The following is a 12743-nucleotide window of genomic DNA, read 5'->3' as shown; positions in this document are numbered from 1 at the left end:
CACGGGCCCGGGCCCCCGCCGCCCGCCGGAAAACCTCCGGCCGGGCGACGGGAGCCGACCCGTACGGCGGCACGCGACCCGTACGGCCGTGCCCGGCCCGCGCGGGCCCGCGCCTCAGCGGCTGTACGCGCGCGGCTGGAGCGTCGTCGCGTACGGGCCCGTACCGGCGAGCAGTTCCTCGTGCGTGCCCACCTCCACGAGCCGCCCGCGGTCCATCACCACGATGCGGTCCGCGTCCTGGATCGTGGAGAGCCGGTGTGCGACGACGAACACCGTCCGTCCCCGCATGAGGCGTTCCAGCGCCTCCTGGACGAGCGCCTCCGACTGGTTGTCGAGCGCCGAGGTGGCCTCGTCCAGGACGAGGACCTTCGGGTCGCGCACGAGGGCCCGCGCGATCGCGAGCCGCTGCTTCTGACCGCCCGACAGACGCGCGCCCCTGGCCCCGACGACCGTCTCGACGCCCTGCGGCATCCGGTCGACGAACTCCAGCGCGTTCGCCGCGGCGAGCGCTTCGCGGATCTTCTCGTCCGGCACCTCGCCGTCCATCCCGTAGGAGACGTTCTCGCGGATCGAGCCCTCGAAGAGGATCGACTCCTGCGGCACGACCGACAGGAACCTCCGGTACGTGCGCAGGTCGAGGCCCGCGATGTCCTCGCCGTCGAGGAGGATGCGGCCCGCGGTCGGCCGGATGAAGCCGATGACGAGGTTGAGCACGGTCGACTTGCCCGCGCCCGAGCCGCCCACGAGCGCGACGGTCTCACCGGCCCGCACCGACAGGCTGAAGTCGTGCACCGAGTGCTCGGCCGCGTCCGGGTAGCGGAAGCCCACCTTGTCGAAGATGAAGTTCCCCGTCACCTCGCCGGCCTCCGTCTTGCCCTCGTTCACCTCCAGGTCGGGCGCCTGGAGCACCTCGCCGACCGAACGCACCGACTCCAGGCCGCGCGAGACGATCGGCATGAGGTTGAGCAGCGCGGTCAGCGAGGCCGTCAGGCCGGTGAAGAAGGTGCTGATCATGACGACGTCACCGGGTGAGATGCCGAAGAGGCCGTAGTACGCCACGAGCGCGGAGCCCGACAGGAAGGCCACCGCCATCACGTTGAGCAGGATCCACGACAGCGAGCCGAAACGGCCGCCCAGCATGTCGAGCCGGAAACCGGCCGTCAGGACCCGCTGGAGCGAGGAGTCCACGCGGCGCAGCGCGGTCCGCTCCAGGGCGTGGGCCCGCGTGATGGGGATCAACGTGGTCATCTCACCGACGCGCGCCGAGAGTTGCTCCACCTCCACCCGGAACGCCTCGTTGTCCGCGCGGATACGGCCGCGCAGGCTCCGTACCAGCAGCGCGGCGAGCGGCACCACGACGATGAAGAGCGGGAGCGCGACCGGCGCCTGGAAACCGATGACCGCGAGGCCGCCGAGCAGGGTCATGACGGCGCCGAGGCCGTTCTGCGCGGTCTGCTGGAGCATCGTCTCCAGCGCGTCCACGTCGCGCACCACCTTCGTCTGGAGCACCTCGGCGCTCACCCGCGAGTGGTAGCCGATCGACAGGTGCTGCATCCGGTGGCACAGCGCGCCGCGCAACTCGGTGCCCGTGCGGCGGATCGCGAGGCTCGACAGCTTCGAGAAGTACATGTGCAGCGGATAGTTGAGAAGGAGGACGACGAGGACGGCCGCCGTGTTCCACCAGATCCGGGAGACCGGCTCGTGGCCCACGACGATGTCGATGATGCGGGCCGTCACCAGCGGCAGCAGCCAGACGGGTATGTGCTTGACGGCGAAGACGAGCACGGCGAGCGTCAGCCGGCCCCGGTCGGGGCGCAGCAGGTAGCCGAGCGTGCGCAGCGGATGCTCACCGACGTAGGCGTGGTCGAGCGGCGGCTTCCGCACCGCGGAGGGCGGAGGGTTCTGCCTCAAGAGCGCTGTGGTCCTTCCAAGGAGGAAGCTCGATCGAACAGCCCCCCATCCTCCTCCAGAGCACGGCGGCACAGGAAGGGCGCCCGGCATCCGGACGGGAGTCGCCCTCGCGCGGCCGCATGCCCCGTACCCGGGCCGTCCGCGCGGCTTCCGCGCCCGGAACGCCGCTCGCTCGGGCCGGTTCCGCCGCCGGGCGGCCACCGCCTCGTGCCCGTGGTGATCTACGCTGGCCGCCGGACGGACACGCGAGCGTCAGTCAGGAGGTCAGGGATGGGCGAGGCACTGGGAGTCGCGGTGCTCGGCGCCGGGCACATGGGCGCCGACCACGTACGACGTCTCGACCGGGTGGTGAGCGGGGCGCGCGTCGCGGCCGTCGCCGACCCCGATCCGGACCGGGCGAGAGCGGCGGCGGGAGACCTGCCGGAGTGCACCCTGCACACCGACCCACTGGCCGCGCTCGACGCCCCCGGGGTGGAGGCGGTGCTCATCGCCTCGCCGGCCGAGGCGCACGAGGCGGCGCTCCTCGGCTGCTTCGCACGCGGCCTGCCCGTCCTGTGCGAGAAGCCCCTCGCCCCCGACGCGCGCGGCGCGCTGCGGCTCGCAGAGGCGGAGGCCGCGACCGGGGGGCGGCTCGCCCGGGTCGGCTTCATGCGCCGCTACGACCGCGAGTACCAGGCCCTCAAGGACCTGCTCGACAGCGGCAAGCTCGGCCGCCCCCTCATGCTGCACTGCACCCACCGCAACGTCTCCTCGCCGCCGCACTTCACCTCCGACATGCTCATCGGAAGCTCGGTCTCGCACGAGATCGACGCGGCGCGCTGGCTGCTCGGCGAGGAGATCGACGCCGTCACCGTGCTGCGCCCCCGCTCCACGGCGCACGCCCCGCAGGGGCTTACGGACCCGCAGTTCGTCGTCATGGAGACGAGCGGCGGCGTCCTCGTCGACGTGGAGATCTACGTCAACTCCGGCTTCGGCTACCAGGTGCGCTGCGAGGCGGTGTGCGAGGGCGGCGGCGCGCGCATCGGCGAGGACCACGCGATGGTCGTGCACTCCGCGGCCGGCGCGGGCCAGGAGATCGCGCAGGACTACCTCACGCGCTTCGCCGAGGCGTACGACACGGAGGTACGGGACTGGGTCGCGGCGGTCCGCGCGGGCGGGCCCGTCGGAGGGCCGAGCGTGTGGGACGGGTACGTCGCGAGCGTCGTCGCCGAGGCGGGCATCGCCTCGCTCCACTCGGGCGAGCGGGTGCCGGTACGGCTCGCACCGAGGCCGGGCATCTACGCCTGAGCGCGCCCCGTCCACGGACGGAGGCGCGGGACCCGCACCCGTACGCGCGCGCTCACTCCTGCCCGCGCCGCCCGCGCGCGCTCACGCCTGCCGTCGCCGCGCCGCCCCGCACGCGCTCACGCCCACGCCTTCACGAGCCGTGCCGCGTGCGCGCGCAGGGCCGCCGCCTCGGGCGCGGGGGAGCCCGACATGACCAGAAGGGTCACGGGCCCGCACAACTCGGCCGTCGCGAAACGGTCCTCTGGCACCGCGTCCAGTTTCCCGCGCACCCGGGCGAGCACCTCGCGGGCCGGTCCGCCGAGCAGGTCGGCGCCCGCCACGAGCTTGGCCACCTCCGGGTCGTGCTGGGCCTCGCCGAGCAGCGCGCGGTAGGCCGCGCCCGCGTCCGAGCCGGTCAGGAAGGCCGCGAGCGCGGTGAGGAAGCCGGTGAGCTGCCGCACCGGATCGGCGTCGTCGGGGACCGCCAGTTCCTTGGGGATGTCCGCCGCGCACGCCTCGACGAGGAGGTGCGCCTTCGTCGGCCACCAGCGGTAGACCGTCATGCGGCCGACCCCCGCCCGTTCCGCGATGCCCTTCATGGTCATGGCGGCGTAGCCGACCTCGACGAGCAGGTCGTCGACGGCATGGAGCACCGCGAGACGTGCGGTCTCGCTGCGCGGGCGGCCCTGGGGCGCGGAACCGGTCATGCGGACAGGGTAGCGAGCACCCGGGTGCCCCGGCGGGCCGTGTCCCGCTCCGCCGTACGAGAACTCACGGGGCGGCCCGCTGGGCGCGCGTGATGCCGCCGACCACGAGGACGCCCGCGAGGAGGGTGATCAGGGCCGCGGCGCGCAGCGCGGTGTCGGCGCCGTGCGTGAACGCGGCCGTGATGGCGGAGTGTTCGCCCGGGGCGGCCCCCAGCGCCTCCGAGACGGTGCGCGGCGCGGGGCCCCGGCCACCGGGAACGTGCGGCAGGTGGTGGGTGAAGGACGCGGTGAGGATCGTGCCGACGACGGCGACCCCCAGCGCGCTGCCGAGTTCACGGGTCGCGGACTGGAGACCGCCCGCGACGCCCGCGCGTTCCAGCGGCAGCCCGGCCGCTATCTCGGCGGTCAGCGTGGGCCCGGCGAGCATGATGCCGAGGCCGACGACGAAGAGGCACGCGCCGTACCAGGGGTAGGCGAGATCCGTCGTGAAGGAGAGCCCGGCGAGGCCGCCGCTCGTGATCACGAAGGCGGCCGTGAGCGTCGCCGGTACCCCGAAGCGCTTGACGAGCGCGGGAACGTGGCGGCTGCCGAGGAGCAGTGGGAGCGTCACGGGGATGATGGCGACGCCCGTCCGGAGCACGGACCAGCCGCGCCCGTACTGGAGCAGCGAGGCGTTGACGTAGAAGAGCCCGAAGGTGCCGAAGAACGCGACGGCCATGCCGAGCGAGGCCCCCGCCAGCCGCGCGTCGCGGAACAGGCGCGGGTCGAGCATCGGGTGCCGGACCCGCGCCTCCAGGAGCACCCACACGACCCCGAGGACGAGACACGCGGCGAAGGCCGTGACGACGGGAACGCTCGACCAGCCCTTCTCGGGGCCCTCGATGATGCCGAGCAGCAGCGCGACGACGGCCGCGACGAACAGGACCGTGCCCGGCAGATCGAGCCGGCGCGCGTGCCGCGCGCTGCGCGGGGCGACCGCCGCCGCCCAGGCCAGGCAGAGCACGGCGACGACGGCGACGCCCACGAAGAGCGTCCGCCACGAGCCGCCGAGCAGCGCCCCGCCGCCGATGTTGCCGACGACTCCGCCGATGCCGGTGGCCGCGGCCCAGATCGCGAGGGCGTGCGTGCGCCGCTCGGGCGGTGTCGCGTGGAGCAGGACCCCGACACAGTTCGGCAGGACGCAGGCCGCGCCGACACCCGTGAGCGCGCGGCCGACGAGCATGAGCGCGACGTCCGGTGCCACGGCGGAGACCAGCGCCCCCGCGGCGACGACGGCGAGACCGGTCAGCAGGGTGCCCTTGCGCCCGAACTTGTCGCCCGCGGCACCGGCCGGGATGACGAGGCAGGCGAAGACGACGACGTAGGCGTCGACGATCCACAGGAGCTGGTCGGCGGAGGGATGGAGCGAGGAGGCGGCGAGCCGGGGGACGGCGAGGTTGATCGCGGCGACGAAGCCGACGACGAGGGCGGTGCAGACGCTCAGGCAGGCGAGCACCGCTCCCTGCCGCCGCGCGGACACGGCGGGGTGAGCCAGGGTGGAGGTCACGGGGGGTCCTTCTCGGGCGAATTTCGAGACAGCGTGCACTGAAAAAGTAGCACGGATGCGATGCATCGTGCCTCGTAAATATCCGAGGAGACGGCGCGGCCCCGTTCCCGTGCCACCGAGGTACGGGAACGGGGCCGCGTCATCGGGCCGCCGGTGGGGCTCCTACTTCGGCTCCGGCCACGTCGCGCAGTCGTCCCAGGTGGTGTCCCAGCCGCTGTTGTCGCCGGTGTCGTCGAGCGTGAAGTCGCCGCTGCCCTCGGGGAAGGGGCAGTTGTACGTGCCCGCCGCGCCGACGCCGCTCGCCTTCACCCCGCCGATCGCGACCTGGCCCGGGGTCTCCGCCTGGACGACGACGGTGCCCGCCCTGTCCACCGTGGCCCCGTCGACGGTCACGTTCCGCACCGCCTTGCCGGTGCCGCCGCCCGAGACGAACTCGAAGGCGCTGTACGGGCTGTCGGTGAAGGTGGTGTCCGTGATGTTCACCTTCGCCTCGATGTCGCTGTCGTACGCGTCGACCCGCAGCGCCCCCATGGGGTGCCCCCAGTTCGGGTTGATCGCGCCCGTGCGCACCAGGGTGTTGCCCGAGACGGTGAGGGTTCCCGCGAGCGGGAAGAAGGGGTCGGCGAACTTCTGGTTGGAGATCGCGATGCCGCTGCCGAGCGCGTTGGTGTCGGAGACCAGGTTGTTGCTCACCGTGATGTCGGTGCCGCCGTAGATCGCGATGCCGTTGGCGAGGTTCGGCTGCGAGATGGTGTTGGAGTCGAAGACCGAGCCGGTGTCGGGCGCGTTGAGCGACCACATGGCGAGGGCGTCGTCGCCGTTGTTGCGCAGGAAGTTCTGGCGCACCGTGACGTTCTTCGCGCTGCCGTTGAGGTTGAGGCCGTCGGCGGTGGTGTCGAGGATGCGGTTGTCCTCCACCACGAGGTCGTCGTTGTTACCGGTCAGCCACAGACCGACCTTGAGGTGCTGGAGCCACATCCCCGAGACCGACGAGCCGGGGCCGAGCGAGCCGTTCACGAAGTTGTCGGGGCTGGAGTCGTTGCGCTCGGTCACCTCGCCGATGACGGCGAAGTCCTTGAGGTGGGCGCCGCCCGCCGCGTTCGACTGGTTGATGAAACTGGAGGAGTGCACGACGGAGTACCAGCTCCCGGCGCCCTGGAGGGTCACGTCCTCGACGCCGCTGAGCGCGGAGTTCACCGCGTAGTCGCCCGGCGGAATCCACACCGTGCCGCCCTTGGCGGCGGCGATCGCCTCGCGGAACGCCTGCGTCGAGTCGTCTCGGCCGCTCGGGTCGGCGCCGTGGTCGACGACCGACTCCGCGCCGGCGGGCTGGGTGGCGGCCGGGGCGACGTGCTCGAAGTCCGCGACGTCCACGGTCACTTCGGTCGAGGCGGTGAGCGTCACGGTGTCGCCCGCCGCGAGGTCCTGGCCGAGCAGGACGCGCGCGTTGTCGAGGAGGTGGTGCGTCGTGGCCCCGACGATCCAGGGGGTGTCGACGTAGGAGTACTTCGAGGTGAGGGCGAGCTTCGCGTCACTCGCCTGCCCGTTGACGGCGATCGCGAGGTCGCCGGTCCGCCCGTCCGCGATGTTGTACGCGACGGTGAGGGCGTTCGCCGCCGCGGGCGCCGTGAAGGTGATGCTCTGCCCGGCCCCGAGCCGGACCGCGCGCCGCCCGGACGACTCCGAGGCCACGGTGCCCTGCGTGTAGTCGGGGCCGATGACGCTGCCCGCGCTCTCGGCGTCCTCCGCCTCCACCGAGGTGAAGGGGAGCGAGGCACCGGCGGCGGTCGCGGCGGGCCGCGGTGCCACGGGGCGGGGAGCGGCGCTCGCGGTGGGTGCGAGCAGGGCGGCGGTGGTGGCCGCGGCGGCGACGGCGACCGCGAGGGGGAGCAGCCGCCGAGGTACGGGCCGGGGGGTGGCCAGGGTGGTCATGGGCATGTCACCCGAGACAGCTGTGCGCTTTTCGCTGGCACGCATGGAGTGGTGCGCCTTCCTGTGGGGAGGGAGGACGCCCGCCGTGGGCACGGTGGGGCGGCCTAGGCGGGGCTCACCCTAGGTGTGTCGCACGCGTCACAGCAAGGGATCAACAAGGTTTCGTGAATTCCTGCTGACACGATGGAAGTTTTCGAGGTCCACCGACGAGCCGCCGCCCGGCCTCCGGAGCGGCGTGCCGTCATCTCCGCCCCCACGTGCCGCTCTTCCGAAGGGCCTCCAGGACGGACGGACCTGGCGGTCCCGACCGTGAAGCGCTTGTCGCGCTCCCGTGCGCGGTGGAAGAGTGTCACCGCACGACGTCGGATAACGAGCAAGAGCTGCGTTAATCTTGCGGTCATGACGCGACGAATTGCTCAGGTGGCCAAGAAGGTCGGGGTCAGCGAAGCAACGGTGAGCCGGGTGCTCAACGGGCGGCCCGGCGTCGCCGAGGCCACCCGGCAGTCCGTGCTGACGGCCCTCGACGTCCTCGGCTACGAGCGGCCGACCCAGCTGCGCGGGGAGCGTGCCCGCCTCGTCGGGCTCGTCCTGCCCGAGCTCCAGAACCCGATCTTCCCCGCCTTCGCCGAGGTGATCGGCGGCACCCTCGCCCAGCAGGGGTTGACCCCCGTGCTGTGCACCCAGACCAAGGGCGGGGTCTCCGAGGCGGACTACATCGAACTCCTCCTCCAGCAGCAGGTGTCCGGCGTGGTGTTCGCGGGCGGTGCCTACGCCCAGGCCGACGCCTCGCACGAGCACTACCGGGTCCTCGCCGACCGGCAGATTCCCGTGGTGCTCATCAACGCCGCCATAGAGACCCTCGGATTCCGCACCGTCTCCTGCGACGACGGTGTGGCGCTCGAACAGGCATGGCGCCACCTCGCCTCGCTCGGCCACGAGCGCATCGGCCTCGTGCTCGGTCCCGAGGGGCACATGCCCTCGCGGCGCAAGCTCGTGATGGCCCGTGCGGTGGCCCGCGCGGCCGGGGGCGAGCTGCCGCCCGAGCGCGTGGTGCGCGCGATGTTCTCGCTGGAGGGCGGACAGGCCGCCGCCTCCCGCCTGCTCGACCAGGGCGTCACCGGGATCATCTGCGCGAGCGACCCGCTCGCGCTCGGCGCGGTGCGTGCCGCCCGCCGGCGCGGCCTCGACGTCCCCGGGCAGGTCTCCGTCGTCGGCTACGACGACTCGGCCTTCATGAACTGCGCGGAGCCGCCGCTCACCACCGTGCGCCAGCCCATCGAGGCGATGGGGCGCGCGGCCGTGGAACTTCTGAGTCTCCAGATCGGCGGGCGCACCGTCCCCCCGGGCGAACTGCTCTTCGAGCCCGAACTCGTCGTCCGCGGCTCCACCGGCCAGGCGCCGCGCAACGGCTGAGCGACTGGGCCGGACGCGGGGCCGGTACGGGTGCGGGGCGGACACCACGCGGTGTCCGCCCCGCACCCGTACCGGCCCTCCCGCACCGCGCGGGGTCCCGCACCGTCAAGCCCCTGGACGGCGCGGAGTCCATAACTTTCAGAACACCGTCCGGTCTCCGTCAGGTCTTCGCCCTTGAGCGCGCACTCCGGCGGGTAGCCGACCAGCCGCCTACAACGGGGCGGAGTGACGCATTCCACGCCCCATGGAGGGGCGTTCCCGGGCACGCTGAGAGCGCCGCCGTCCCCCTCGCCCGAGGGTCCCCCGTCACCGGCGCCGTGCCAGGTCACAGCGGGGTCACGGGCGCCGAACCCGCTGTTCAGAGGCCCCTTTGGGGCAGGTGTGCGCGGGGCGGGGGCGCGGCGCACCGCCGGCTGCGCACGAGTAACCCTTCCGCCTACCCGCCCTCGGCCGCATCCATGCTGCTGTCGAATAATTGCGAAATCGCGGCGACATCTTGCGGATATTCGTGGTGAGTGATTGAGTGAGCGCCGCCACACAGCGAAGCAGCTGTGGGTTTCCCATCCCTAGAGGGGTCCACCGATGAGAAGCTCCGGGTTCCGCCGTACTTGTACCGTTGCTGTTGTGTCCGCCCTGGCGCTGACGAGCCTGGCCGCCTGCGGCTCGGACGACGACAGCAAGGGCAGCTCCGCCGGCGGCAAGACGAAGATCACCGTCAACTGCGAGCCGCCGAAGAGCGCCAAGATCGACCGGAAGAGCTTCGAGGACGACATCGCGGCGTTCGAGAAGGCCAACAAGGACATCGACGTCACCGCTCACGATGCCTTCCCCTGCCAGGACCCCAAGACCTTCGACGCCAAGCTCGCCGGCGGCCAGATGGAGGACGTGTTCTACACGTACTTCACCGACGCCAAGCACGTCGTGGACATCAACCAGGCCGCGGACCTGACGCCGTACGTCAAGGACCTCAAGTGGTTCCAGGACATCCGGCCGGAACTGCGCGACGTGTACACCGTCGACGGCAAGGTCTACGGGGTGCCGCGCACCAACTACTCGATGGGCCTCATCTACAACAAGGCGCTCTTCAAGAAGGCCGGTCTCGACCCCGAGAAGCCCCCGACCACCTGGGAAGAGGTCCAGGCCGCCGCGAAGAAGATCGCCGGTCTCGGCAACGGCACCGTCGGCTACGCCGACTACAGCGCCCAGAACCAGGGCGGCTGGCACTTCGGCGCCGAGATCTACTCGCAGGGCGGCACCCTCGTCACCGAGGACGGCAAGAAGTCCGCGGTCGACACCCCCGAGGGCAAGGCCGTGCTGCAGAACCTCAAGGACATGCGCTGGCGCGACAACTCGATGGGCAGCAAGCAGCTGCTCATCATCAACGACGTGCAGCAGATGATGGGCTCCGGCAAGCTCGGCATGTACCTCTCGGCGCCGGACAACATCCCGATCCTCGTCAAGGAGAAGGGCGCCAAGTACGAGGACCTCGGCCTCGCCCCGATGCCCGGCGGCAAGGGCACCCTCGCGGGCGGCGACGGCTACATGTTCAACAAGAAGGCCACCCCCGCGCAGATCAAGGCCGGCCTGAAGTTCCTGGAGTTCCAGACCAACACCCCCGGTGAGGGCCTGAACAACTGGAAGCGCGCCGCCGCGAACAAGGCCCCGGTCGGCCTGCCCGAGCCGCGCCTGTGGACCGGTGAGCGCGACGAGAAGGACCTCGCGCTCAAGAAGCAGTACGCGAACATGCCGGTCGAGAACTACCAGGCGTTCATCGACGGCGCCGGCACCGTCAAGCCGCAGCTGGAGCCGGCCGGCGCCCAGCAGATCTACACCGTCCTCGACTCGGTCGTCTCCTCCGTCCTCACCAAGAAGGACGCGGACATCGACAAGCTCCTCAAGGACGCGGACTCCAAGATCAACGGCATTCTCGCCCGAGGCTGACCACACCCATGAAGACTGCTCAGGCACCTCAGCGGTCCGCCGCGGCGCCGCCCCCTTCCACCGAGGGGGCGGCCCGCCCGGCGGGCTACGGGCGCGCCGACCGCTGGCGCCGCGCCCTCGTCCACAACCTCCGCGCCTACGCCTTCCTCATCGGGGGCATCGTCTGTTTCGCGGTGTTCTCGTGGTATCCCGCGATCCGCGCGATCATCATCTCGTTCCAGAAGTACATCCCCGGCTCCGACCCGGAGTGGGTGGGCTTCGACAACTTCACGGCGGTCTTCCACGACCCGGAGTTCGCCACCGCCTGGAAGAACACGGCGATGTTCACCGTGTTCGCGCTGGTCATCGGCTTCGCCGTGCCCTTCCTCATGGCGCTGGTGCTCAACGAGCTGCGCCACGCGAAGAGCTTCTTCCGGATCGTCGTCTACCTCCCGGTGATGATCCCCCCGGTCGTGAGCGCGCTGCTGTGGAAGTGGTTCTACGACCCCGACGCGGGGTTGATCAACGAGGTCCTGCGCTTCCTCCATCTGCCCACCTCGGACTGGATCTTCAGCGCCGACACCGCCCTCGTCTCCCTCGTCCTCGTCTCGACCTGGGCGAACATGGGCGGCACCGTCCTCATCTACCTCGCCGCCCTCCAGGGCATCCCCGGCGAGCTGTACGAGGCCGCCGAACTGGACGGCGCGAACATCTTCCAGCGCGTACGGCACGTCACGATCCCGCAGACGCGGTTCGTGATGCTCATGCTGATGCTCCTCCAGATCATCGCCACGATGCAGGTGTTCACCGAACCCTTCGTCATCACAGGCGGCGGCCCCGAGGCATCGACCACCACCGTGCTCTACCTGATCTACAAGTACGCCTTCAGCTACCAGAACTTCGGCGGGGCCTGCGCCCTGAGCGCGATGCTCCTCGTACTGCTCAGCCTGTTCTCCGCGGTTTACCTGTGGCTCACCCGGACCAAGGACTGAGAGGAGACCGCGCAGATGACCGCCGTCCTGCCGCCCACCGAAGCGGCCCCCGTGCCCCCCACGCGCCGCGGCAAGCGCCGCGACAAGCGTGAGAACGGGCCGTCCATCCGCACCCTTGTCTCACCGCTGGCCCTCGCCAGCACCAAGGGCAAGGTCCTGTACTGGACGTTCTTCACGCTCGTCGTGATCGCCTTCGCGCTCGCCTTCCTCTTCCCCGTGTACTGGATGGTCACCGGCGCCGCGAAGCCCGCCGACGAGCTCACCCAGACGCCGCCCACGCTCTTCCCGGAGCACTGGCAGTTCTCCAACTACACCGACGCGTGGGACCAGATGGACCTGCCCACGCACCTGTGGAACACGGTCGTGCAGGCCTTCGGCGCCTGGGCCCTCCAGATCGTCTTCTGCACCGCCGCCGCGTACTCGCTCTCCAAGCTCAAGCCCGCCTTCGGCAAGATCGTGCTCGGAGGCATCCTGGCCACGCTCATGGTGCCGGCCCAGGCGATGCTGGTCCCCAAGTACCTCACGGTCGCGGACCTGCCGCTCATCCACACGAGCCTGCTCAACGACCCGCTCGGCATCTGGCTGCCCGCCGTGGCCAACGCCTTCAACCTGTACCTGCTGAAGAACTTCTTCGACCAGATACCGCGGGACGTCCTGGAGGCCGCCGAGATCGACGGGGCCGGCAAGCTCCGCCAGCTCTGGTCGATCCTGCTGCCGATGTCCCGCCCCGTCCTCGCCGTCGTCTCCATCCTCGGCCTGGTCGCGGTCTGGCAGGACTTCCTGTGGCCGCTCATGGTCTTCTCGGACACCGACAAGCAGCCCATCAGCGTGGCGCTCGTGCAGTTCTCGCAGAACATCTCGCAGTCCACGCAGATCGGGGCCATGGTCATCGCGTCGATCCCGATGCTCCTGGTCTTCCTGGTCTTCCAGCGGCACATCATCGCCGGCATCTCCGCCGGCTCCACCAAGGGCTGACGACCGAGCGGGCCCGGCGCCCCGCACGCGGCGCGCCCGGCCCGCGGCCCTCCTCCGCCCTGCGCGCCGCCGCCCCCTGAT

At 71.2% G+C, this 12743-nt stretch carries 9 protein-coding genes; 5 read left to right on the top strand and 4 right to left on the bottom strand.

Going from position 1 to position 12743, the window contains the following annotated elements:
- Positions 1 to 114: 114 nt before the first annotated feature.
- Entirely contained in the window at positions 115 to 1911 is a 1797-nt protein-coding gene (locus G3I42_RS09700; RefSeq protein WP_164284302.1) for an ABC transporter ATP-binding protein, read from the bottom strand.
- 270 nt (positions 1912 to 2181) lie between these two features.
- Here G3I42_RS09700 and G3I42_RS09695 point away from each other — a divergent pair, with 270 nt between their 5' ends.
- Positions 2182 to 3198 carry a Gfo/Idh/MocA family oxidoreductase gene (locus G3I42_RS09695; protein ID WP_164284300.1) on the top strand — a complete coding sequence of 339 codons (1017 nt, stop codon included), beginning with the start codon at positions 2182 to 2184 and terminating at the stop codon, positions 3196 to 3198.
- 116 nt (positions 3199 to 3314) lie between these two features.
- Here G3I42_RS09695 and G3I42_RS09690 read toward each other — a convergent pair whose 3' ends face one another.
- The 3 genes from G3I42_RS09690 to G3I42_RS09680 form a co-directional block, all read right to left on the bottom strand.
- A complete protein-coding gene (locus tag G3I42_RS09690) occupies positions 3315 to 3884 on the bottom strand; it encodes a TetR/AcrR family transcriptional regulator (RefSeq protein WP_164284298.1) in 570 nt (189 codons plus the stop codon).
- Between the two features lie 64 nt (positions 3885 to 3948).
- Positions 3949 to 5430 carry an MFS transporter gene (locus G3I42_RS09685; protein ID WP_164284296.1) on the bottom strand — a complete coding sequence of 494 codons (1482 nt, stop codon included), beginning with the start codon at positions 5428 to 5430 and terminating at the stop codon, positions 3949 to 3951.
- A 162-nt stretch (positions 5431 to 5592) separates the two neighbouring features.
- Positions 5593 to 7362 carry a glycosyl hydrolase family 28-related protein gene (locus G3I42_RS09680; protein WP_164284294.1) on the bottom strand — a complete coding sequence of 590 codons (1770 nt, stop codon included), beginning with the start codon at positions 7360 to 7362 and terminating at the stop codon, positions 5593 to 5595.
- A gap of 399 nt (positions 7363 to 7761) precedes the next feature.
- On the opposite strand from G3I42_RS09680, the gene G3I42_RS09675 reads away from it, so the two are divergent.
- The 4 genes from G3I42_RS09675 to G3I42_RS09660 all read left to right on the top strand — a co-directional run bounded on the left by G3I42_RS09675 (position 7762) and on the right by G3I42_RS09660 (position 12662).
- Positions 7762 to 8775, top strand: a complete 1014-nt coding sequence (locus tag G3I42_RS09675; RefSeq protein ID WP_010267716.1) for a LacI family DNA-binding transcriptional regulator — start codon at positions 7762 to 7764, stop codon at positions 8773 to 8775.
- A 582-nt stretch (positions 8776 to 9357) separates the two neighbouring features.
- Positions 9358 to 10716, top strand: a complete 1359-nt coding sequence (locus tag G3I42_RS09670) for an extracellular solute-binding protein (RefSeq protein WP_164284292.1) — start codon at positions 9358 to 9360, stop codon at positions 10714 to 10716.
- A gap of 8 nt (positions 10717 to 10724) precedes the next feature.
- Positions 10725 to 11687 carry a sugar ABC transporter permease gene (locus G3I42_RS09665; protein ID WP_164284290.1) on the top strand — a complete coding sequence of 321 codons (963 nt, stop codon included), beginning with the start codon at positions 10725 to 10727 and terminating at the stop codon, positions 11685 to 11687.
- Positions 11688 to 11702: 15 nt separating this feature from the next.
- The gene (locus tag G3I42_RS09660) at positions 11703 to 12662 is read left to right on the top strand and encodes a carbohydrate ABC transporter permease (protein ID WP_203606592.1); all 960 of its coding nucleotides are present in this window, start codon (positions 11703 to 11705) and stop codon (positions 12660 to 12662) included.
- Positions 12663 to 12743 lie beyond the last annotated feature (81 nt).

Origin of the sequence: Streptomyces sp. SID11385 (genome assembly GCF_010548245.1) — a bacterium.
Lineage (GTDB): Bacteria > Actinomycetota > Actinomycetes > Streptomycetales > Streptomycetaceae > Streptomyces.
The sequence above is the reverse complement of the archived record's forward strand: the minus strand, read 5'-3'. Positions and strand labels throughout refer to the sequence as shown.